This is a genomic window from Nocardia australiensis, from assembly GCF_020733705.1.
Classification (GTDB): Bacteria; Actinomycetota; Actinomycetes; order Mycobacteriales; family Mycobacteriaceae; genus Nocardia; species Nocardia australiensis.
This window is the reverse complement of record NZ_JAJFZM010000017.1, coordinates 615325-636850: the sequence shown is the minus strand read 5'-3', so window position 1 is coordinate 636850 and position 21526 is coordinate 615325. Positions and strand designations below refer to the sequence as shown.

Sequence of the window (21526 nt, the reverse complement as noted above, 5' to 3'; positions counted from 1 at the left end):
ATCTGGCTCTGTCGCAGTTTTCGTGATGGTGCTGTTCGGCGTGTTGCCGCCGGATCGGGGTCGTCGCGGGTGATGGTGGCGGGCGTGCGTTGGTGATGTGCTTCGAATGTTGTTGCCGCACTTGGATGGTGTGGTGATCGGTGATGTTCGAAGCGAAGGAGACGGGGTTGTGGTCGATGCGGTGGTGGCCGCAGCGAGTGGCCGGTGTCCTGGTTGCGAAACCGGTTCGGCGCGGGTGCATTCGCGCTACTCGCGGCGGCTGGCCGACACGGCGATCTCCGGCCGCGCGGTCGTGTTACAGCTGCGGGTGCGGAGGTTCTTCTGTCCGAACAGCGATTGCGCGACAAAGACTTTCGTCGAGCAGGTCGACGGGTTGACAGCGAAGTGGGCGCGACGCACGAACCAGTTGGCGTCGATGCTGTCGAGCATCGGGCTGGCGCTGGCCGGACGTGCTGGGTCCCGGCTGGCAGTGCGGCTGCGGGTCGCGGCGAGCCGGGACACCCTGCTGCGGTTGGTGCGTGCACTGCCGGACCCGCCGGTCGAACAGCTCGCGGTGCTCGGCGTCGACGATTTCGCGATCCGTCGCGGACACGTCTATGGAACGGTGGTGGTCGACATGCAATCGCATCGGCCGATCGAGGTGCTGGCCGATCGCACTGCCGCCACGCTGGCGGCATGGCTGAGTGAGCGTGCCGGGGTCGAGGTCGTGTGCCGCGACCGGGCAGGCGCCTATGCTGAAGGAATCCGGGCCGGAGCACCGGATGCAATCCAGGTCGCTGACCGCTGGCATTTGTGGCACAACCTCGCCCAAGCGGTCGACAAGACTGTTGTCGCCGAACGGGCTGCGTTGCGACCCGACCCCGATGCTACTGCGGCGCAGACAGTTCCGGCGGTACCGATCGCCGTGGGGCAGACCGGGCCGCTAGAGGGTCGGTTGGCGACGCGGACCCAGGAACGGCACGCCATGGTGCGGGCCCGCATCGAGCGCGGTGACAGCATTTCGGCGATCAGCCGGGAGTTGGGGCTGGACCGGAAAACGGTGCGGCGCTTCGCCCGAGCCGGGCACGGCGATCAGCTGCTGGTCGAAGCCCGAGCCCGAGGCAGCCTGCTCGATCCGTTCAAGGCCTATCTGCACGAACGCCTCACCGCCGGCTGCAGCGACGCCGCCGCGCTCACCACCGAGATCATAGCTCTTGGTTATCGCGGCAGCGCCAAGACGGTCCGCCGGTATATACAGCCGTTCCGGGAGCATCTGCCGCCGCCACCACCCATCCCGGCGGCGCCCACGGTCCGACAGGTCACCCGGTGGATGACCTGTCGCCCCGACCGCCTCACCAGCAACGAGCAGCGGGAGCTCAAACAGGTCCTTGCCCGCAGCCGGACCCTGGCCCTCACACACCGGCAGGTGCGCGAATTCGCCGACATCATGGGCACCCGCATCGGCAGCGGGCGGCTGCAACCATGGATCACCACAGTCATCGGCACCGGCGCGCCCGCGTTGCGCAGCTTCGCCCGCGGCCTGGGCAACGACCTCGATGCCGTCATCAACGGGCTGAGCCTGCCGCACAGTTCCGGCGCGGTCGAGGGCACCGTGAACAGGATTAAAATGCTCAAACGGCAAATGTTCGGCCGGGCGGGCCTGGACTTGCTGCGCAAACGTGTCCTGCACCCCAACTGACCACAACCCCTGATGACAGCTGGCAGGATGGGCCGGGTGGCGAACATGCGACGACCCGCACCCGAACCGGCCCCCGGATTCCCTCAGATCCAGCGCACTCCCGGTCTCGCGCAGGACATGCTGCGCGAGATGGCGCCGTTTCTGGCCGAGGAAGGTATCGACGTCGACAACCTCGACGGCACCGACCCGGACACGCTACAGGCCGCGTTCGCCCGAGCCATCGAGCGCCACAACATGATCCAATCCACCCCGGTCGGCGTCGCTCGCGACAACACCCTCACCACCTTGCGTACTATCGTCACAGCCCTCATCAGCGGTGACGCCACGCGCGCGACCGCTCTGCTGGACGCGATACCGCCCACCGCAGCCGACCGCGACGGCGCCACCGTCGCTGGCACCATCGGTGTCGCTGCCAGTCTGCTCGACGACTGGCTTGCCCGCGGAAACCCCAATGCCCCACAGGGTCTCGCTATCGCGACCCGGCTGCCCGCCGGGCACTGGACCGGTGAACGCGCGGCCACCGACCTGCTCGCCCTGGCCCGCAAACACCGCGCCTTCACCAAACAAGACGCCGTCATCGCCAACCACGGCGGCCTGCATGTCCTCTACGGCCTCGCACTCGCCCTCACCGCCACCATCCAAGCCTGGGCGCAACTGTCCAGCATCCCGGATATCGAGCTCATCGACACCTACATCGCCTGAACATCAACGCATTTCACGAAAACTGCGACAGAGCCAGATTCGATGAGCGTCGTCAAGACGGCGGAGGAGATCCTGGAATCACTCGCAAAATATCTTCAACGGATTTCAGGCGCAGGACACTAGTAGGACTTTGTTAGGTGGGGAAGGTGTGGTGGCAGAGTGGGCAGGTGCCGATCCAGATGACAAGGGCGCGTTGGAGTTTGCGGAGGATGCCGTAGAGGGTCAGTCCTGCCCACGTGCTTTTGGGTTCGTGAGCCGGAGGGTGGTGAGGAACAAGTGCGCGGCGGTGACGAGGGTGGCGTGGTGGTGCCAGCCGAGCCAGGAGCGTCCTTCGAAGTGGTCCAGGCCGAGCGCGTCTTTGAGTTCGCGGTAGTCGTGTTCGATGCGCCAGCGGATTTTCGCCAGTCGCACGAGTTCGGTGATGGGTGTTTCGGACGGGAGGGTGGACAGCCAGTAGTCGGTGGGTTCTTTTGTGCCGGTGGGCCATTCGGCGATCAGCCAGGCTTCGGGCGCACTGCCGTCGTCGGCGCGGGTGATGAACCGGCTCGCGGGCCGGACGCGGATCGCGGTGAACTTCGAGGTCATCGCGGCGCCGGGGTTGCCGGGGCCGGATTTGCTGCCGTGGCGCCAGGTCACCTCCCGCAACGCTGTGGGCCCAGCCGCTACGACCATGTCCTTGCAGGTCACCGGCGGATCGGGGTAGCGGGGTTTGGGTGGGCGTCCCCTCGGCGGCGGGGGCGGGGTTACCGGTTGCGCCTGGCCGGGCTGGACGGTGGTGGCACCCTTGACCGCCACGACGTAGGGCAGGCATCGATCGGACAGGCCGGTGCGGAACTCCGTGGCGTCGCCGTAGCCGGCGTCGGCCACGACGACCGGGGGCGCGGCGCGGCCCCATTCGAGGAGTTCGTCGATCATTTCCAACGCCATCTCCCATTTACGGCGATGACGCTCACCGTCGGGGATCGCGGCCTTGGCGCGGCGCGCCGCGATCGCCGCCTGCTCGGCCGGTGTTTCCGCAGTAGCGTCGTCCCAGCTCTCGGGCATGAACAGCCGCCAGTCCAGCGGCGCGGACGCGGTGTCGGTCACCCCGTGCACGCTGACGGCGACCTGGCAGTTGCCGACCTTGCCCAGGGTGCCCGAATACTGCCGGGCCACACACGGCGAGGAGTCACCGTCCTTGGCGAACCCCGTGTCGTCCAGCGCCCACGCCTGCGGCGTGATCACCTCACATGCGTTGCGGGACAAAACTTTCCGCACCGGAACCACATCCCACGGCGAGGTCGTGACGAACTGCTGCAGTCGCTGATGGTCAGTCCCCAACCGCTGCGCCATCGGCTGCATCGACTTGCGCTTACCGTCCAGCATCAACCCACGCACATACACCCCGGCAGTGGCCACCCGATCCTTGCGCGTCAGCGACGCGAACACCTCACCGACAAACGAATCCAGCAACTCATCGACTCGGGCCAGCTCACCGGTATCCACACCGGACATGGTCTCGAGAAACCCACCAGAACTCGAGAGGGCACGCAGTGACAAACCTAACAAAGTCCTACTAGTGTGTTGGTCCTGAAATTTTCGCCATATATTTGGCGAGGGAGTCGAGGATTTCTTCGGCGGTTTTGCGCCATATGAAGGGTTCGGGTTCTCGTTCCAGTTGGTGATCCAGGCGCGGACGTCTTTCTCCAGTGCGGCAACGCTTTTGTGGACGCCGCGGCGTAGGAGTTGGTCGGTGAGGAACCCGAACCAGCGTTCGGCCTGGTTCATCCATGAGGATCCGGTCGGGGTGAAGTGCATGTGGAAGCGGGGGTGTTTGGCGAGCCAGGCGTTGATGGCCGGGGTTTTGTGGGTGGCGAGGTTGTCGCAGACCAGATGCACGTCCAACTCGGTGGGTACGGCTTTGTCGATCGCGACCAGGAACTTCTTGAACTCGGTGGCGCGGTGCTGCGGGTAGAGCTTCGAGATCACGGTGCCATCAGCGATGTTGAACGCTGCGAACACCTCACTCACGCCGTGACGTTGATAGTCATGGCTGCGACGTTCGGGCATGCCGGGCATCATCGGTAGCACCGGCTGCGAGCGGTCGAGGGCCTGCATACCGGATTTCTCGTCCACGCACAACACGACCGCCCGCTCCGGCGGATTGTGGTAGAGACCGACGACGTCGACGACCTTGTCCACGAATCGCGGATCGGTCGACAGCTTGAACCCGTCGACCAGGTGTGGTTTCAACTCGAACTTGCCCCAGATTCGTCCGATCGTCGTGCGCGACAAGCCAGTTCGCTTCGCCATCGACGACCTCGTCCAGTGCGTGGCGTTCGGTGGCGAGAGTTCCAGCGTGGTGATCAGCACGTCTTCGACCTGATCGAGCAGGATCGACGGCGGCCGCCCGGGACGGGGCTCGTCGACCAAGCCCGCGAGACGTTGCTCGACGAACCGGCGCCGCCACCGGGCCACAGTGCTCTCGGTCACCCGCAGATCAGCGGCCACCTGCTTGTTCGAACCTCCCGCAGCACAGGCCAGCACGATTTTGGACCGCAACACCAACGCCTGCGCGGTCTTCGCCCGACGCGACCAGCGCGTCAACTGCTCGCGCTCGTCATCGCTCAACACCAACTCCGCTTTCGGCCGCCCCGCCCGCTGGCCGTCGCTCAATCCATCCAGCCGTGATTCACGAAACCGCTTGCGCCACTTGCCCACCGTCATCGCGGTCACACCGAGATCGGCGGCCAACCGCTCATACACCACGCCGGGTTCAGCGCACCCGAGCACAATCCGCGCCCGCACCGCCACCCGCGCCGACCCCGCCCGCGACCACGCGACAAGCTGCTCCCGTTCATCATCGGTCAGCACGAACTCGACATCGTCACACCCGGAACCCGCCACCCCAACACCATCGATAATTAGAACTCGAATTTCAGGACCAACACACTAGTGTTCTGCGGCTGAAATCCGTTGGCCAATTGCAGGATTCGGCGGTGGTGAGAACTGGGCATCCGAGGGCGGGGCCGTAGTTGACGGTGACCGACGCGCAGCGTCGGGAGTTGATGCGGGGTGCGCGGGCTGCGACATCGACGCAGGCGTATGCGTTGCGATGCCGGATCTTGCCGGCCTGCGCGGCGCCGGGCGCGTTCGATACTCATGTTGCGGCAAGATCGGCGTGTCAGCCATGACGGTGCGCAAGCGGAGGGGCCGGTTCATCGAGTTCGGGGTGGCCGGCCTGGCCGACGAACCGCGGCCGGGCCGACCGCCGTCGATTCTGCTGGACCAGGTCCAGAACACCATTTCCGGGGCCGAACCGTGGGGTAAACGTGGGGTTGGGTCAAATGAAACAAGTCAGGCCCGGTTCGATACCGGGCCTGACTTGGGGTTTCAGGTGGAGCTAAAGGGACTCGAACCCCTGACCCCCACACCACGAGTCACATCGACTCCGCAGCATGAGAGGAAAGTCCGCCCCGCCGTGACGCCGATCTGAATCCACTACCCACGTGCAGGTTCACAGCATCCAAACGGACCAACTCATTCGTAATACCCTGTTCTGCAATGAAATTCGCATCTCAACCCACGTGTACGGATGCGATAGAGGTCCGATCGGGCGGCACCATGGACATGATCGTCGGCCAGTTTCGGATCACACCGGTCAGCAGAGGTGATCCCCTGATCACTCTGGCAGGGGATCAGATTCATCATGATCGTCTAAGTGAGGAATGCGAGCGCCGAAGTCCGGCCTGGACAGGAAGAACCGCCGCCGAGATCGCGATGGGTGACACCGGATGGCCGTCGCGACGAGGCCGGAATCCGCGCCGTCGACAGCGCAAGCGTGGAGTTGGGTGGCGCGCTACGACAGACCCCAGGAAAGGAGCCATCCGAGCGCCCGTTCGGTCGCGGGTTTGTAGCGTTCCGGAACGGTCAGTAGACGTGCGGCGATCACATCCGATCGAGCCCAGGTCCAGACCAGTCAGGACACGGTGGAGCCCCGGCGCGTCGCCGCATTCGATCAACAACTGCCTGGCGAGTTCGTGATAGTTGAGCGGGGCGAGTCTGTGGTGGGTAGTCGGTGGTGACGGATTCGTTGGTGAGCGTGGCCGGGGTACCAGGCCGCGCACGTCGAAAAAACGACAGGCGGCCCTCGTAGTGTTCATCGAACTCGTCGGACTGGCCGATGATGCGTGGGTTGACCAGCACAGGCGATACCCACACCAGTCCCATTTGAAGACACAAGTCGCCGCTCCGGGGTCAGGTCGACACGATTTCGAAGACCGGATGGGTGCGGGCGTTGTCGAGGAATTGCTGCGGTGAGGAGTCCGTACCCACATCCAGGTAGGGCAGCACGAAGAACCGTCGATACAGCGCCACAATGGGTTTCGGAACGCGTGGCGGTCCCGACACCAGCGACGCGCGGAACACCCTGGCCGCATGCTCGGTGGGCAACTCGACGGCCGTCACGGTCTCGACGTATTTACCGTGGCGCAGCGCCGCCTTCCCTTGTGCCGCACGCAGGTTGCGCACCCAGTTCACCGTTCCGTAGGACGCCACCAGGTATCGCTGGTCGTCTTGTTCGAACACTGCCAGCGGCGTCTCGATCGCGCGGCCGGTGCGACGTCCGGGCACCGTGAGAACACGGAAAGTCCACATCGGCAATCCAGCGCGTATCACGATCCGCATCCACGCGTTGGACACCCTCACACCCCACCATGCTCGATACGGCTTGGACATGAACTCGAGGGTCCGCCTATCCGTCATCGAAGGCAAGGAGTCTCACGGCTTTGATCCGAGCCGACCCAACCCACAATCACGACAGTCGGTGGCGTCCGCCGCCGAATTACGGAACAATTGGCCTCGTCTCGTGCACGACCCTTCGGTGTGGCCCGTCCGCAATCAAAGGAGCAGTCATGGGCAAGGAACCGAACCGAAATGATCAGCCAGACTTCGAAGCGCTGTACCGTGACGCGTCGCTGGAGCAGAATGCTCCTGCGTTGATTCCCTGGGACATTGGCGGCCCACAGCCGGTGGTTCAGCAGTTGGTGGCCTACGGTGCTGTGCGGGGCGAGGTGCTCGACCCCGGAACCGGCCCGGGACATCACGCGATCTACTACGCGTCCAAGGGCTACTCGGCCACCGGGATCGACGCATCGCCGACTGCGATCGAGTGGGCCGAGCGCAACGCGGAGCGCGCCGGGGTGCGAGTGAACTTCGAGGTGGCCGATGCCACCGAACTCAACGGCCTGGAGGGTCGGTTCGACACCGTCGTCGACAGCGCGTTCTACCACGTGTTCCTCGACGACGAACAAACCCAGAGCCAGTACGCGCAGGCCCTGCACCGAGCCACTAAACCGGGGGCGCGACTGTTTATGTTCGAAGTCGGCCGCCACAACGTCAACGGCCTTCAGCCCGAAGGTTTGCCGGCCGAGAATTTCGACCGGGTGCTTCCCGCGGCCGGGTGGCGCATCGACTACCTGGGAACCACCACTTACCAAGCCACCTTCAGCCCGGAGACGTTCACCCACCTCACCAACGAGATGAGCAACGACTCGGGATGGGCTGAACGGATGAAGCCGATGCAGGAACAACTCCAGATCATTGCGCCGCTGCTGAAAAACAACCGGGTGCACCTACCGGTGTGGGCCGTCACCGCCACCCGCCTCGACTAACCCTTCCGAGCTGCCGCACCACTCACACACAACCGCAACGGTTCGCCGCGAAGCCGCAGCGTGCGACCGACGTAAGTGGGATGCACTGCGGCGATGCGGCGACCGAGGAGGATAGTCGATGGAACGCACGAGATGTCTGGTGGTCGGCGGTGGCCCGGCCGGAATGATCCTCGGACTGCTGTTGGCACGGGCAGGAGTCGCGGTGACCGTGTTGGAGAAGCACAAGGACTTCCTACGTGACTTCCGCGGCGACACCGTCCATCCGACCACCCTCGACCTGCTGGACGAACTGGGGCTCGGCGTGGAATTCGCGACATTGCCCGCGCGCAAGGTCGATCAGGTGCAACTGCCCACCGCGAACGGGGTACAGGTGCTCTTCACACTCGAGAACCTGCCAGGCAAGCACAAGTACATCGCGATGGTGCCGCAGTGGGACCTGCTGGATCTGCTCGCGCGCGCCGCCGCGGCCGAGCCGACTTTCCTGCTGCGGATGAATACCGAGGCCACGGACCTGATCTGGGTCGACGGCAGGGTCGGCGGAGTCGCCTATCGGACCGTCGACGGCGCGACCGGCGCGATCGAGGCCGACCTCACGGTGGCCTGCGACGGACGCGACTCGCTGCTGCGGTCCGTGGCGGGACTGCCCGCGCGCACATGGTCGACGCCGATGGACGTGTGGTGGTTCCGCCTGCCGCGCACCGAGCTCGACCCCGTGGGCACATTGCCGATTGTCACCTCCCGACAGGTGGCGATCTTGCTCGACCGCGGCGACTACTGGCAGTGCGCGACCCTGATCGCCAAGGGCACCGACGAAACCGCGCGCCGCGGTCCGGTCGGGGAGATCGTGCGCACCATCGCCGATGCCGCGCCCTGGCTGCGTGACCGCGTCGACGTCTTGACCGGCTGGGACGAGGTGAAGCTGCTGGAGGTGAAGCTGGACCGGCTGACCAAGTGGTACACCAACGGCCTGCTCTGTCTCGGCGACGCCGCCCACGCGATGTCTCCGGTCGGCGGCGTCGGCATCAACCTGGCCGTGCAGGACGCCGTCGCCGCCGCGAGAATCCTTGCCGCGCCGTTGCTCTCGGGCGCGGTCGGCACCGGGGACCTGGCCAGGGTGCAGCGGCGGCGGATCTTCCCTACGGTCGTGACGCAAGCTTTGCAACGTTTCCTGCACGCCTGGGCGATCGTGCCCGCGCTGGAGGGACGGATCGAGATTGCGACCGCTTCGCGTGCGCCGCTGCCTGTGCGCATCTTGCGGCGGATCCCAGTGCTGCGCAGCGTCCCGCCGTTTCTGGTGGCGCGCGGCGCATTGCCGGAGCACGCTCCGGATTTCGCGCGGCGCCCGGCATGATGCCGCGTCCCGTGTGCGGGTCGTGGCACGCCGGATTCCCGAGCAAAGACTGATCGTGGCAGCTCAGAACGAGGAAGACACGCCGTTCGGCGAGCAGGTGCAGCATCGGCGCGGACTACTGTCCGCGCCCCCGATCGGCGAGATTACCCGCGGCGTGGTGGAGCGCCTGCTGAACTCGCAGTTGCCGCGCCAACTCGACTGCACCGCGGTGAATCTGCTCCGAGCGACGGTGGACACGGCGCTGCACATGGCGATTCGCCCCAGCAGCGACAAGGAGGCAGCCTCATGACCGAGACAACCGGCAGGGTGGCGTTGGTGACCGGGTCCAGCAGCGGAATCGGCGCGGCAACTGCGCGCCTGCTGGCCGCGCGCGGAATGCGGTTGGTGGTGAACTACCTCCACAGCGCCCAGGCGGCCGAGGAGGTCGTCGCCGGCATCGAGGCCGCGGGCGGTCAGGCCATGGCCGTGCAGGCCGACGTGCGCGAAGCCTCGGCGGTCGACACCATGATCGAACACGTCGGGGCGGCCTGGGGCGGCATCGACGTGCTGGTACACAATGCGCTCACTCCGTACGCGATCAAGCCGTTCAAGGACATGACCTGGGCAGAACTGGGTGGCAAGCTCGACGACGAGATGCGTGCCGCCTTCGTCGTCACCAAGGCCGTGCTGCCCGCCATGACCGAACGGGGCTGGGGGCGGCTGATCTATCTCGGGACCGCCCTGAGCCGCCAGCCCCGGGAGGGCATGATCGCGCTGGGCACGGCCAAGGCCGCGCTCACGCAGTTCGCCCGCTACCTCGCCCAGGAGCTGGGTTCCGAGGGCATCACGGTCAACGTCGTCGAGCCCGGCCCAGTGACCGACACCAGGATCTCGCACGTGCTCGACGAGGAGCAGACGCAGCGGCAGGTGGCCGCCACCCCGCTGGGCCGGCTGGCACGTCCGGCCGACGTCGCCCAGGTGGTCGCCTTCTACGCCAGTGCGGACAACGCCTTCATGACCGGCACCACCGCCGCGGTCAACGGCGGAATGGCCATGTACTGAGCGAAAATACGGAGGGAACGGCCATGCACACCATCGATCTCGCCTACGTCGGGAGGGGCCTGCACGAGGAACTGGCCGCCTACATCGCCGACCAGAAGGACTTCTACGCCGATGAGAATGTCCACGTCGCACTGCGCGACGGGTGTGCCTGGGACGAGCAGCGGCTGCGCTGCGCCGCCACCATCGGGCTCGGCCGGGCACTGTTATCCCGACTGACCGGCGGTATCCCCTGGGTCGCGCTCACGGTCAACACCCAGCGCCCACTGTTCTGGTTCCTTGCTCGTCGGGGCCTCGACTCCCTGGCTGACCTGGCTGGCCACCAGCTCGCGGTACACGCCCCACACACCGCGCCCGGGTGCTTCGCCCGCATCGTGCTGCGCAAGGCCGGCCTCGACCCTGACCGTGACGTCCACTGTGTCGTCCGGTCACCCGGCGACTACGGCATGGACCTGCGCCACCTGCACTACGGCACGATCGACGCCGCCTTCGTCGGCAGCACCATGGCACCGGAGGCGATCGCCGCCGAGTACGGCTGGCGGGTGCTGGCCTGGGTCGGCGACCACTTCCAGATCCCCACCGTGGGCGTGGCCGTCGACCCCACCTACATTCAGCCGGACGACCCCGGGGTCCAGGCTGTCGTGCGAGCCCACCGGCGTGCCCTGCAGGTGCTCCACAACGATCCCGACACCACGGTGCGGTACATCCAGACGTTCCTGGGCCGGCACACCGCTGCAGAGGCCCGAACCCATTACGAGACGTTCATCGCGCCATATTTCATCACCGACGGCCAGGCCGACCCGACCACCGGGGACACCGCGATCGCCGAGGTCGCCACCGAACTCGGCGTGCCCGCTGCCGTCACCGCAGCCGAGTTCTATCGCACCACACTCTGACAAGCCCACCGGAGAACCCCCGAACCAGACAGCCGGCCTGTGATCGGCTGCATCGGCGGCGGGACGATCAGGCCGCGCGCTGACGATAGGCACGGTGGTGGCACAGTTGACCAGATGCAGGCCCGAGTGAGGAGGGACAGACCATGAACGGACGTACCCCGAGCCAGTGGGAGGAGCTCACTGCTGCTGACCCTGCGCATTCGACGTGGTACGTGGAGCGGTTCCGGGCAATGGCGGCCGAAGGCACGGATATCGTCGGGGAGGCGCGGCTGGTCGACGCGATGCTCGACCGCAGTGGCCGAGTCCTGGACGCGGGGTGCGGCCCGGGACGTGTGGGTGGCTATTTGCACCGAGCTGGTCATGTCGTAGTGGGCGTCGACGTCGACCCGGTGTTGATCGCTGCGGCGGAGCAGGACTATCCCGGTCCGACTTGGATAGTCGGTGATCTCGCCGAACTGGACTTGCCGGGCCGTGGGATCGCCGGCGATTTCGATGTCATCGTGTGCGCGGGAAACGTGATGACATTTCTGGCGCCGTCCACTCGGGAGGCCGTGCTGGCCGGGTTCGCCCGCCATCTCGCCCCAGCCGGTCAGGTGGTTGTGGGGTTCGGCGCCGATCGTGGTTACGAGTTCCCGCAGTTCCTGGCAGACGCCGAGGACGCCGGACTCACAGTGGATTTGCGGCTTTCGACGTGGGACCTACGCCCATTCACCGACAAGTCCGACTTTCTAGTGGCGGTGTTCTCGCGCGCAGATTGAAGCCTGACTAGCCCCGGAGGATCCCGAACACGACTGGGCTCTATCCGTTCCTCTGCAGCACCGAACACCCGATATTGTCGCTTCCCGCGATGATCGAACCGGCCGCCGCGGTACCTCGGAAGATCAACGGGCCGCGGACAGCCGAGACCGGCCGTGCACCGGCAGGGGTGGTCATGGTGTACTCCGAACCGGCTGGTCGCGGGTGGTGAGCTCGATACGGAGGGCTTCGACGCCCTTGCCGCTGTTTTTCACGCACACGAACAACACCGACGGCTTTGCGGTCACTGCGCCACCCCTGCCGACGCCTCGATGCTGGTGTGGGTGAAGCGTTTGCGGAGGGCGAGGGAGACGTAGACGAGGCCGACGAGGACGGGGACTTCGATGAGGGGGCCGACGACGCCGGCGAGGGCTTGGCCGGAGGTGGCGCCGTAGGTGGCGATCGCGACGGCGATGGCGAGTTCGAAGTTGTTGCCCGCGGCGGTAAACGCGAGGGTGGTGGTGCGTTCGTAGCCGAGACCGGCCAGGCGGCCGTAGAGGTAGCCGCCGCCCCACATGATCGCGAAGTAGGCGAGCAGCGGGATCGCGATGCGCACTACATCCCAGGGTTGTGAGGTGATCTGTTTGCCCTGCAGGGCGAACAGGATCACGATCGTGAACAGCAGTCCGTAGAGCGCCCACGGGCCGATCCGTGGGATCAGTTTCGACTCGTACCAGTCGCGGCCCTTGGTCTTTTCGCCGAGTCGGCGGGTGAGGTATCCGGCCAGCAGCGGGATACCGAGGAAGATCAGCACCGATTTCGCGATTTGCCACGGTGAGGTGTCGATGTGAGTTTGCTCGAGCCCGAGCCAGCCGGGCAGCACCGTCAGGTAGAACCAGCCCAGCACGGCGAACATGACGACCTGGAAGATCGAGTTCAACGCGACCAGCACCGCGGCGGCTTCACGGTCACCGCAGGCCAGGTCGTTCCAGATGATCACCATGGCGATGCAGCGGGCGAGCCCGACGATGATCAGCCCGGTCCGATACTCCGGCAGGTCCGACAGAAAGATCCACGCCAGAGCGAACATGACCGCGGGGCCGAGGAGCCAATTCAGGACGAGGGAACCGATGAGCAGTCGGCGGTCGCCGGTGACGGTATCGAGGCGGTCGTAGCGCACCTTCGCCAGCACCGGATACATCATGATCAGCAGGCCGATCGCGATCGGCAGCGAGATACCGTCGACCTGCACCGCGGACAACCCGTCCCCGAGACCGGGGATCAGACGCCCCAGCAGCAGGCCGGCGGCCATGGCCGCGATGATCCACACCGGCAGGAACCGATCGAGCGTGGACAGTTTCCCGACAACGGCCGGATCCTCGGCGGTGGTGGTCACGGCGTCACCACCAGACCGGCCTCGGCCGCCAATATCTGCGAGAGCTGTTGCAGTGCTTGCGGAACAACCCGGTAATACACCCACGACGCGCGGCGTTCGCTGGTGACCAGCCCGGCCTCGCGCAGCACCTTGAGGTGGTGGGAGATGGTCGGCTGAGTGACATCGAGACCGTCGGAGACATCACAGACACACGCCTCCCCACCCGCGCGGGCCGCGATCGCCGATAGCACTCGCAACCGCACCGGATCGGCCAGAGCCTTGAACTGCACAGCCAGCTCCGCAGCGGTGGCAGCGGTCAGGGGCGGACGTGTGGGCGGGGTGGTGTCGCACGCCACCGGCAGTTCCTGATTCGACATACATCAATATTGATCGATATCGAATCAGGAAGGCAAGCGAACATCCGGCGAACTCGCCCACCCCGCCCCAGCGGCCGCGCCCGGTCGACCTCAGCCGCAGCAGGACGCGCCCGAGGCGATCGCCTTCTCCTTCGTCTCGGTACCGCAGCAGGCACCCTCGGCGGCAGCTTCGGCGTCAGTGCCGCAGCACGCCTGCACCGCCTCGGCATCACCGGTCGCGAATTCCGGTGCGGTGCCGAAGTTCTCGGTATCGGCAAGCACCGTGTAGACCTCCCACTTCTCGGCGTTCGGTCCGGTCACCCACACCTTGTCCTGGGTGGCGAAACAACACGTGGTCGCGATCTGCTCCTCGGTGAACAACCCCGCCTCCGACAGCCGGGCGATCTCGCCGTGGACTTGCACGGAAGACTCCACCTCGACGCCGAGATGGTTGATGGTGCCGCCCTGGCCGGTGTTCTCGAGCAGCACCAGCTTCAGCGGCGGCTCGGCGATGGCGAAGTTGGCGTAGCCGGGCTTGCGCTTGGCCGGCTGAGTGTTGAACAGCGTCGAGTAGAACTGCACGGCCTGCTCGAGGTCGTCGACGTTCAGGGCGAGTTGCACGCGGGACACGAGAACCTCCATAGTGAGACATATGTCGAAAAACTGAATGAGCCCGAGTCTGCCACCTTTTCGACATATGTCAATCCCGCAGGTAGTGTGGGATGTATGCCCAAGACGCTGCCCGTGATCGACATGTCCGCGCCCGTGTGCTGCGCACCGGTAGCGGCCGGACCGGTCGACGACACCGCCGCCCTCGAAGTCGCACTGCGGTTGAAGGCTCTCGCCGATCCCGTGCGGGTGAAGCTGATGTCGCTACTGCTGGCCAGCCCCGACAGCGGGGAGAACGGCGGCAATCTCGCTGCAGCGGTCGGCTTGTCGGAGTCGACGGCGAGTCATCACCTGGGCCAACTACGCAAGGCCGGCCTCGTCAACTCCGAACGCATAGGCATGAACGTCGTCCACCACGCCAAGCGTGAGGCGTTGGCCGCACTGTGCGTCGTCCTCGACCCCAATTGCTGCCGCTGACACCGTAATCCCTCGCCTGACCACCATCTCAACACCTCGGCCCTAACCCGCAGACCGCAATGCAACACCAGATAGATCCTGCCAGGAGGTTGACGCAAGACATGTGCACCCGGGTGCGGTCACCGCAGATCAACGGTGTGATCGAAAGGTTTCGGCACCTTGAAGTACGAACGCGGTTTCGCGGCGTGATCGCAGACGGCGACGGCCTGGATATGGAGGTCCTACATGCCGAACCGCGCACGCCGGACGGTGTCGACCGCGTCGGCGGGACCGCTGACTTTCACCGCTGCGGCGCCCTGACGGCCGAAGAGATAAAGCAGCAACTCGCCGGGGGTCCCGGCGATGCGTGCCGCGGGCTCTCCTCGCCGGGCTCTGACGGTAATGGCCGTGCCGGCCCACTCGAGCACCAGTCCCGCGCCGCGCAGACGCCGAGCGAGTAACCATCGTGCACCGCAGACGTTGTGCCAGAGTGCCGCATCCAGTGCGGGCACATTCGTGCGAGGACCGCAACCGTTGGCTCGGCGCACATCCTCATGGTGGACGAAGAACTCATTGAGGTTCGGGACGCGCCGCACCCATCCGTTACGGAACGGACCTCGTGGTGGTCCCGATCGGATCGTCGCCACCAGCGAGCGAAAGTCCGTGCGCGCGAGTGCTGTTCTTCGTCGTTCCGCGAAGTGGCCCCACGCCCCTGGAACAACGAGTCCGGGGCCGGCGAGAGGGTCGTGTTCGCGGAGCACGAGGTGCGCGGCGAGATCACGCGTCGTCCACGGCGTGAGAAGTGTCGGTGCGTCAGGGCCGAGTTCATCGAGCAGGTCGGCAAGTTGTTCTCGCTCGATCGCGTCGAAAAGCGGCCCTGCCACACACGGAAGTATAGCGAGTGCCGAGCCTCGTTCTTTGATGACGATATCCGGAATTCGGCATTACCGCGTCTGCGTACCGCCATTCATCTGGTCGGTCGCCGCAGCTTTTCGACCGCCCAACGGCTGCGATCAGGTTCATGTACGACATGGGTCTGTATTTCGATGTGGACACGATATCGAGGACTGTCACTTCAGCTCACCGCGCCCAGCACACACTCGAACGGGCCCGAAGATCAAGTGATCACCTTTCATGCTTGGACACCTTTATAGGTTTGCTGACTCGAAAGGAATTGCGACATGAGCACTCTGGGCATTCCACTCAAGAAGATCGTCGCCACCAGCGCGATCATTGGCGGGGCCGGCATGGCATGTGTTGGCCAAGCCTCCGCCGCTACCGATCAGGAATGGGACAGCCTCGCCGCGTGTGAGTCGGGTGGTAATTGGAGTACCAACACCGGCAACGGGTTTCAGGGCGGCCTGCAGTTCTCGCCGGGCACATGGGCCGCATATGGCGGTGCCGCGTATGGGCAGACTGCCGACCAAGCCACCCGTGAACAGCAGATCGCCGTCGCCGAGCAGGTACTCGCCGCTCAAGGCTGGGGCCCTTGGGCAGGTTGTTCGGCAGCGCTCGGCCTTTTCCGGTGAGACAGCAGAGCTGTCCAGCGGTACGCCCGAGCCATGACGCTGTCGTATCGTCCCGGTTCTCACCGACGCCGCACTGCCGCGCGAACAGTTGCGCACAAAGAGATGCACGACGATGCCCGACGACGATAGGAGAACGGTGCTGACGATCGGCCAGCTCACGGCGACCGCCGGATCAGAATATTTCCGGAATGCAGTTCACCCCCGGCTCGCCTCGCGGTCAGGACGGGTGGAACGGGCAGCACGGCTGCGGCACGGTCGACACCAGGCGTGCGTGCGCGACAGTCGAAAGTGCCAGATGGTTTCCTCCTGAACCGATCGACAGCACGGCGTGAGGCTCGGTACCAGAAACGTTAGAACACACTGGGGCCCTGGCACTGTTGTGCTCGGGTATACGCGCAGTCGTCTATTCCGAGGCCGGTCCAGCGATTCTCGGAATCGGGACGGCGTGGCCCTCAGTCTCCGCTGAACCACAGGTATCCGCGTTGCCGGATCGCGGATTCGGCGGCGTCGCGTAAGACGTTGAGCAGTTCGCGCTCGCTATCGTTGTCGGGCGTCAAGGAGGCAATTTCGTCGATAAAGAAATTAAGCTGGGTGGTATTGAACATCGTGTCCGCATGTTTGTTTATGCCCCGCGTCAGTGAACCCATCGGCGCCTGTGAGATAACCTCGTCCAGTGTCTTTGATGCATATCCGGCAACTTCCACAATTTGTTCATGTATTTGGTTCTGAATAAATACAGAAATTCAAAGAACCCGGCCCTGACGTTCCAGTCAAGACGAAAAATGACACCACTGCGCTTGACCGATGGGTGTTCGTATTGGGTTGTGCCGCTGGTCGGTCGAGCCGCCGCTGACGGTAGGAGTCAGCGGCGGCTCAGCGAGGGCGGGGATTGTTACTGGGCTCCGTCGTCTTTCAGTTGTGCTGGGCGGTGATGTTGAACATCCAGCTGATCCCGAACTGGTCCACGAGCGAGCCCGCCTCGTCGCCCCAGACCTGCATCGCCAGCGGCAGGGTGACGATGCCACCGTCGGACAGCTTCTGGAAGTAGTCGCGGAGTTCGCCGCCGTCGCCGCCGAGGAAGACCGCGACGTTGTTGCCTGGCTGATAGGACGGGTGGCCTAGTCTGTCGTCGGGGAAATCCCACGCCATCAGTGTGTAGCCGGCAGATGTGTCCAGACGAGCGTGCATGATCTTGTCGGCGTTGGGTGAGTCCGGTGAGCCGAAGTCTGCGATGGTTCCCATCTCCAGGTCGCCGCCGAAAACCTGCCGGTAGAACTCCATTGCCTGCCGCGCGTTGCCGTTGAATGTGATGCACGGATTGACCTGAGATCCCACGTGGACGCTCCTTCGTGAAGTGACCCATCGGGCTGTCCGATGGTCGCCGAATCAGGGTCTCAATGAATCACGACACCCTGTGTCGTGATTAATTCTGTTGTCGGATTATCGCCACGTTCTGGTCACCGAGCCGGAACGGCACAGCAGACAGTCTTCCGCTTGCCTCCCGACCAGCGCGAAACACCCCCGGATCGCCACGCTGCCGACCTGCTTCCCCGGCTGCAGGTATTGAGCCGCCGGGCTGGCGCGACGGAGACCGGCGACTGCTCACCACGATCGCGATCTCACCCGACCGGACCCGGGCCGCGACCGTCGACGTGGCCGGGGCGCAGGTTCAGGTGTGGAATATCGCCGCTCCCTCCGGCCCGGCGAAACTCGGGGCACCCATCACCAATTATTTCCGCAGCCTCCCGGCCAGCATCGCATTCACCCCCGACGAACGGAAACACTACCTACCCGGAACGCCGTACACCGCCCCATGCCCCGCCCGAAGGTAGCGCAGCCCTGACGACGGAGAATCCGGCCGGGGAGCGGCCCTGCAACGAAACTCGGTCCCCGACCACGACGAAACCGTGACGCGTCAGCCCGTCCAGTTCATTGTGCAAATATCCCCACCGACGGGTGCCGTGTAGCCTACATGGACAGTAAACTCCGAAGTGAGTGGAGATTTCGATGGTGGATCCGTTTTCCATCATTGTGGCCGCGGTGTCCGCCGGTGCCGCAGCTGGACCGGACCCCGCATCAGCGGACCTACGTGCGGCATATTCGTTGCTGCGCCGGCGAATCACCCGTGACGGTACCGATGCCGAAGCCATAGCCGCGCTCGACGGGATCGAGGCCACCGACGGTACGGACCGTGCCGCAGTGGAAAGTGTTGTACGGCATGCTGGATTCAGCGATGACCAGGAGGCTGCAGCGCTGGCGCACCGCCTGCTCGAGCAGGTTCCCGACGACGTGTTGCACGCTACGGGCCGCACCGATGACAACAACAGGGCCACCGGTGTTCCGGAATCCGCCGATACCACAGTGGACCGCAGCGATACCGACCCCGACCGCGAATTGCACCCGACCTCGAACCATGCAGGCCGACGCGGCATCGTCGGGCGTCGGCCGATCATCGCGACTTTGATCGCTCTGGTCACTGTCGCCGCTCTTGGTGTTGTCGTGATTCACGAGAACCGGGAATCCGAAGAAGCTCAACGCAGGATCGAGGTCGCCGACGACCTCATCGACCGCAGCCGGATCACGAAATACACCGATCCCTACACATCACGCTTGGCCGCATTGGCGGCGTGGCGCCTTCATGAAAGCTCCCAGGCCCATCAGGCCATGCTCGATGCGGTCCGCAATCCGCTCGTGGCCGTGCTCGGCGACACCATGAAGCTGGGCGTCGGCCAGATAGCGTTCAGTCCCGACGGACGCCTCCTCGCTGCTGCCGCCGGCAGTGACGACTACCCCTACCACACAGTCCGGTTGTGGGATCCGGTCACACACCGGCCCGTAGGTGCACCACTCACCGGTCACACCGACACGCTCACCTCGGTGGCGTTCAGTCCTGATGGAAGTCTCCTTGCCAGTGGCAGCCTTGACGCCACAGTCCGCTTGTGGGATCCGGTCACACACCGTCCTGTCGGCGAACCGATCATCGTCGGCAACGACGAACTCGAAAACGTCAAGAGGATAGCGTTCAGTCCCGACGGACGCCGCCTTGCCACCATCAGCACCGTGCGCGGCTTCCAGCTGTGGGATCTTGCCACACGCCGACCCATAGGTGAACCAATCGACTGGATCGCCAATGGCTCCATTCACTCGGTGGCGTTCAGTCCCGACGGACGCCTCCTTGCCATCGGCAACACCGCCAGCACCGTCGTGCTGTGGGATCCCGGCACACTCCAGCCCGTCGGTGAACCACTGACGCTCGTCGGTGCAACACGACTCTCCAGCGCCTTCGTCGGGCCGATGGCGTTCAGTCCCGACGGACGCCTCCTTGCCACAACTGACGATATCGGCAATGTTGTGGTTCTATGGGATCTCGCCACCCGACGCCGGATAGTCGGTGAACCAACACTCTTCAGCGGCGGCTACCTCCCGTCGGCGGTGGTGTTCAGTCCCGACGGACATCTCCTTGCCACCGACAGTAATCAGGGTGTCGTCCGGCTGTGGGACCCCGCCACCGGCCAGCAGATCGGTGAACCGCTCGCCGACCAATACCTGGGGGCCACCACGGTGGCGTTCAGTCCCGACGGACATCTCCTTGCCACCAACAGTGACGAGGGTGGTGTTCGGTTGTGGGATCCCACCGCACGCCCACCCGTCGACAATGTCGAGGAAGCGCTCTGCAACCAAGAGAACGGCTTCGCTGCACCACGATGGCCACCAGATATCCCCGATGACATGCGTCCCCAACTGTGCCAGTAGAGGTCGCGCACTCCCGGCCGACCTCGACTGCACCGTTCGGGGTGCTCGATGATCACCAGACGGAGCCTGACGCTGACGGAACAGGGCGCTCGGCCGCGGTCTGCGCCTGCCGTTCGGCTCTCGGGTCGGCATTCCGGCGATCGATGATGCCGAGTTCGTGGCACACGATTCGTACCGAAAGCTGCTGGCCAACAATGACACACTGCTCGAACACCTCGCACCACCCGCACCGGACCTGCCTCCACCTCCGCCGCCACGAGGGCAACCGCCGCTCACCTTCGGTCAGCCACAGCCGTCGCACTCGGAGATCGAACAGAACGGCGAACTACACCTCGTGGGGCCAGCACAGGTCGAGGATGGCGAGCAGGTCGACGGGTCCGAGTTCCTGATCCTGTCGTCGATGGAGGCCCCCGACGAGCAGCTCCCGTCAATGCGCATCGAAATGGGTGAATCGGTGGCGCCGCTTCGGTGAGCCGGGTCTGGCCGACCGGTCATCGATACCGCATTGTCAGCCCAGGGCAACATCGGCCGAAGTCGTGGCCCGGATCGAACAGTTGCGCCGGGCCAACAAGTGGTCGGCCCGGCGCATCGCGTTCGAACTCGACGCCGCAGGTGTTGTCATCGCGGTGCGCACCGTGACCCGCCAGCTCACGCATCTGGGATTGAACGTCCGCCGGTTCATCGACCCCAACGGTGACAGCAACCGTGCACCACGCCGCATCACGGCTCGCTGGCCAGGGCATATGGTGCACGTCGACGTGAAGAAGGTCGGCCGGATCCCCGACGGCGGCGGCTGGCGCGTCCACGGCGCCGGTTCCGAACAGGCCAAAGCTGCGGCCCGCGCCAAGAAACGCGGCACCCGGGCTCGTTACCTGTTCCTGCATTCGGCGATCGATGGCTACTCGCGGCTGGCTTATACCGAAGCTCTCGATGACGAGAAGGCTGTCACCGCTGTCGGTTTCGTAGGAATTCCTCGAGCTTCCTCCAGCGCAGCTATCACCAACCCACTGAAATCCAAGGATTGGTCCCGGGCCCTACACCAGCCTGCATCCCCACCCAGACCGAAAGGCATACGAAAACGCGCTGCTTCGGCTCTCGATCCCACGACATCACCGGTCAGGACATCAAGTCGATTAACAGGTACCGGCTCGCCCGGATCGCGGACAGGCCGCGTCGCATCAGGCATAACATAGACCCGAAAAGGCAAACGATCGCATCACCGTGGGTGTCGGCACGGCCGGTGCGCGCACTGTGGAAGAGGCTGCTTCCGCAGCTTCGAACTGCCGCAGCCGGCCGCCTTGTCCAGGCGGCTGGGTCCTCGCCGGAGCACCGCATGCTCCTGAAACCATGGCGCGGGTTGGATTCTGGACAATCTGCATGTCGGGCCCACGCTGGGC

At 65.0% G+C, this 21526-nt stretch carries 20 protein-coding genes and 3 pseudogenes; 14 read left to right on the top strand and 9 right to left on the bottom strand.

Annotation, left to right across the window (positions count from 1 at the left end; translation table 11 throughout):
• Positions 1-106: 106 nt before the first annotated feature.
• Positions 107-1678, top strand: coding sequence for an ISL3 family transposase (locus tag LKE06_RS32160; protein WP_228003201.1), 1572 nt, complete (start codon positions 107-109; stop codon positions 1676-1678).
• A 45-nt stretch (positions 1679-1723) separates the two neighbouring features.
• The gene (locus tag LKE06_RS32155) at positions 1724-2380 is read left to right on the top strand and encodes a hypothetical protein (RefSeq protein ID WP_228003200.1); all 657 of its coding nucleotides are present in this window, start codon (positions 1724-1726) and stop codon (positions 2378-2380) included.
• 222 nt (positions 2381-2602) lie between these two features.
• On the opposite strand, the gene LKE06_RS32150 is transcribed toward LKE06_RS32155, so the two are convergent.
• Together LKE06_RS32150 and LKE06_RS32145 are read right to left on the bottom strand one after the other, a co-directional pair.
• The gene (locus LKE06_RS32150; RefSeq protein ID WP_228001681.1) at positions 2603-3865 is read right to left on the bottom strand and encodes an IS701 family transposase; all 1263 of its coding nucleotides are present in this window, start codon (positions 3863-3865) and stop codon (positions 2603-2605) included.
• Positions 3866-3935: 70 nt separating this feature from the next.
• A pseudogene (locus LKE06_RS32145) lies at positions 3936-5266 on the bottom strand (IS630 family transposase).
• Positions 5267-5474: 208 nt separating this feature from the next.
• Here LKE06_RS32145 and LKE06_RS32140 point away from each other — a divergent pair.
• The gene (locus LKE06_RS32140; protein WP_228003198.1) at positions 5475-5855 is read left to right on the top strand and encodes a hypothetical protein; all 381 of its coding nucleotides are present in this window, start codon (positions 5475-5477) and stop codon (positions 5853-5855) included.
• A 761-nt stretch (positions 5856-6616) separates the two neighbouring features.
• Here LKE06_RS32140 and LKE06_RS32135 read toward each other — a convergent pair.
• A complete protein-coding gene (locus LKE06_RS32135) occupies positions 6617-7096 on the bottom strand; it encodes a nitroreductase family deazaflavin-dependent oxidoreductase (protein ID WP_228003197.1) in 480 nt (159 codons plus the stop codon).
• 176 nt (positions 7097-7272) lie between these two features.
• On the opposite strand from LKE06_RS32135, the gene LKE06_RS32130 reads away from it, so the two are divergent.
• The 6 genes from LKE06_RS32130 to LKE06_RS32105 all read left to right on the top strand — a co-directional run bounded on the left by LKE06_RS32130 (position 7273) and on the right by LKE06_RS32105 (position 12074).
• On the top strand, positions 7273-8031 hold the full coding sequence (locus LKE06_RS32130) for a class I SAM-dependent methyltransferase (RefSeq protein WP_228003196.1): 759 nt from the start codon (positions 7273-7275) through the stop codon (positions 8029-8031).
• A 118-nt stretch (positions 8032-8149) separates the two neighbouring features.
• Complete coding sequence (locus LKE06_RS32125) at positions 8150-9382, top strand: FAD-dependent oxidoreductase (protein WP_228003195.1); 1233 nt, start codon at positions 8150-8152, stop codon at positions 9380-9382.
• 55 nt (positions 9383-9437) lie between these two features.
• Positions 9438-9671, top strand: coding sequence for a hypothetical protein (locus tag LKE06_RS32120; protein WP_228003194.1), 234 nt, complete (start codon positions 9438-9440; stop codon positions 9669-9671).
• Positions 9668-10423 carry an SDR family NAD(P)-dependent oxidoreductase gene (locus LKE06_RS32115; RefSeq protein ID WP_228003193.1) on the top strand — a complete coding sequence of 252 codons (756 nt, stop codon included), beginning with the start codon at positions 9668-9670 and terminating at the stop codon, positions 10421-10423. Before LKE06_RS32120 ends, LKE06_RS32115 begins: the two co-directional genes overlap by 4 nt.
• A 23-nt stretch (positions 10424-10446) precedes the next feature.
• Positions 10447-11316, top strand: coding sequence for an ABC transporter substrate-binding protein (locus LKE06_RS32110; RefSeq protein ID WP_228003192.1), 870 nt, complete (start codon positions 10447-10449; stop codon positions 11314-11316).
• 143 nt (positions 11317-11459) lie between these two features.
• Positions 11460-12074 (top strand): class I SAM-dependent methyltransferase, encoded by a 615-nt coding sequence (locus tag LKE06_RS32105; protein WP_228003191.1) that lies wholly within the window; start codon positions 11460-11462, stop codon positions 12072-12074.
• Between the two features lie 281 nt (positions 12075-12355).
• Here the strand turns inward: LKE06_RS32105 and arsB are convergent, their stop codons facing one another.
• The 3 genes from arsB to LKE06_RS32090 form a co-directional block, all read right to left on the bottom strand.
• Positions 12356-13447 carry an ACR3 family arsenite efflux transporter gene (gene arsB / locus LKE06_RS32100; RefSeq protein ID WP_228003190.1) on the bottom strand — a complete coding sequence of 364 codons (1092 nt, stop codon included), beginning with the start codon at positions 13445-13447 and terminating at the stop codon, positions 12356-12358.
• Complete coding sequence (locus tag LKE06_RS32095; RefSeq protein ID WP_228003189.1) at positions 13444-13803, bottom strand: ArsR/SmtB family transcription factor; 360 nt, start codon at positions 13801-13803, stop codon at positions 13444-13446. The genes arsB and LKE06_RS32095 overlap by 4 nt, the downstream gene beginning before the upstream one ends.
• Before the next feature lie 90 nt (positions 13804-13893).
• Positions 13894-14412 (bottom strand): ArsI/CadI family heavy metal resistance metalloenzyme, encoded by a 519-nt coding sequence (locus LKE06_RS32090; RefSeq protein ID WP_228003188.1) that lies wholly within the window; start codon positions 14410-14412, stop codon positions 13894-13896.
• A gap of 96 nt (positions 14413-14508) precedes the next feature.
• Between LKE06_RS32090 and LKE06_RS32085 the strand changes: the two genes are divergently transcribed.
• Positions 14509-14868, top strand: coding sequence for an Rv2640c family ArsR-like transcriptional regulator (locus tag LKE06_RS32085; protein ID WP_228003187.1), 360 nt, complete (start codon positions 14509-14511; stop codon positions 14866-14868).
• Positions 14869-15089: 221 nt separating this feature from the next.
• On the opposite strand, the gene LKE06_RS32080 is transcribed toward LKE06_RS32085, so the two are convergent.
• Positions 15090-15731: a TIGR03085 family metal-binding protein gene (locus LKE06_RS32080; RefSeq protein WP_228003186.1), complete on the bottom strand. Its 642-nt coding sequence runs from the start codon at positions 15729-15731 to the stop codon at positions 15090-15092.
• A 297-nt stretch (positions 15732-16028) separates the two neighbouring features.
• Here LKE06_RS32080 and LKE06_RS32075 point away from each other — a divergent pair.
• Positions 16029-16367 (top strand): annotated as a pseudogene (locus LKE06_RS32075) (transglycosylase family protein); the annotation flags it as partial.
• Between the two features lie 461 nt (positions 16368-16828).
• Here the strand turns inward: LKE06_RS32075 and LKE06_RS32070 are convergent.
• Together LKE06_RS32070 and LKE06_RS32065 are read right to left on the bottom strand one after the other, a co-directional pair.
• On the bottom strand, positions 16829-17080 hold the full coding sequence (locus LKE06_RS32070) for a hypothetical protein (RefSeq protein ID WP_228003185.1): 252 nt from the start codon (positions 17078-17080) through the stop codon (positions 16829-16831).
• 208 nt (positions 17081-17288) lie between these two features.
• Positions 17289-17711 carry a VOC family protein gene (locus LKE06_RS32065; RefSeq protein ID WP_228003184.1) on the bottom strand — a complete coding sequence of 141 codons (423 nt, stop codon included), beginning with the start codon at positions 17709-17711 and terminating at the stop codon, positions 17289-17291.
• Between the two features lie 672 nt (positions 17712-18383).
• On the opposite strand from LKE06_RS32065, the gene LKE06_RS32060 reads away from it, so the two are divergent.
• From LKE06_RS32060 to LKE06_RS32050, 3 genes and pseudogenes are all read left to right on the top strand, one after another.
• Entirely contained in the window at positions 18384-20129 is a 1746-nt protein-coding gene (locus LKE06_RS32060; protein ID WP_228003183.1) for a WD40 repeat domain-containing protein, read from the top strand.
• Positions 20130-20286: 157 nt separating this feature from the next.
• Positions 20287-20601, top strand: coding sequence for a hypothetical protein (locus tag LKE06_RS32055; protein ID WP_228003182.1), 315 nt, complete (start codon positions 20287-20289; stop codon positions 20599-20601).
• Positions 20552-21091: pseudogene (locus tag LKE06_RS32050) on the top strand (helix-turn-helix domain-containing protein); the annotation flags it as partial. The gene LKE06_RS32055 and the pseudogene LKE06_RS32050, both read left to right, overlap by 50 nt.
• Between the last annotated feature and the right edge of the window lie 435 nt (positions 21092-21526).

Bases quoted from the DNA above. Each gene is read 5' to 3' on its own strand.
- LKE06_RS32105 (WP_228003191.1), top strand. From the start codon at position 11,460: ATGAACGGACGTACCCCGAGCCAGTGGGAGGAGCTCACTGCTGCTGAC.
- LKE06_RS32125 (WP_228003195.1), top strand. From the start codon at position 8,150: ATGGAACGCACGAGATGTCTGGTGGTCGGCGGTGGCCCGGCCGGAATG.
- LKE06_RS32060 (WP_228003183.1), top strand. From the start codon at position 18,384: ATGGTGGATCCGTTTTCCATCATTGTGGCCGCGGTGTCCGCCGGTGCC.
- LKE06_RS32155 (WP_228003200.1), top strand. From the start codon at position 1,724: ATGCGACGACCCGCACCCGAACCGGCCCCCGGATTCCCTCAGATCCAG.
- LKE06_RS32085 (WP_228003187.1), top strand. From the start codon at position 14,509: ATGCCCAAGACGCTGCCCGTGATCGACATGTCCGCGCCCGTGTGCTGC.
- LKE06_RS32130 (WP_228003196.1), top strand. From the start codon at position 7,273: ATGGGCAAGGAACCGAACCGAAATGATCAGCCAGACTTCGAAGCGCTG.
- LKE06_RS32115 (WP_228003193.1), top strand. From the start codon at position 9,668: ATGACCGAGACAACCGGCAGGGTGGCGTTGGTGACCGGGTCCAGCAGC.
- LKE06_RS32110 (WP_228003192.1), top strand. From the start codon at position 10,447: ATGCACACCATCGATCTCGCCTACGTCGGGAGGGGCCTGCACGAGGAA.
- LKE06_RS32095 (WP_228003189.1), bottom strand. From the start codon at position 13,803: ATGTCGAATCAGGAACTGCCGGTGGCGTGCGACACCACCCCGCCCACA.
- LKE06_RS32160 (WP_228003201.1), top strand. From the start codon at position 107: ATGTTGTTGCCGCACTTGGATGGTGTGGTGATCGGTGATGTTCGAAGC.
- LKE06_RS32135 (WP_228003197.1), bottom strand. From the start codon at position 7,096: ATGTCCAAGCCGTATCGAGCATGGTGGGGTGTGAGGGTGTCCAACGCG.
- LKE06_RS32140 (WP_228003198.1), top strand. From the start codon at position 5,475: ATGCCGGATCTTGCCGGCCTGCGCGGCGCCGGGCGCGTTCGATACTCA.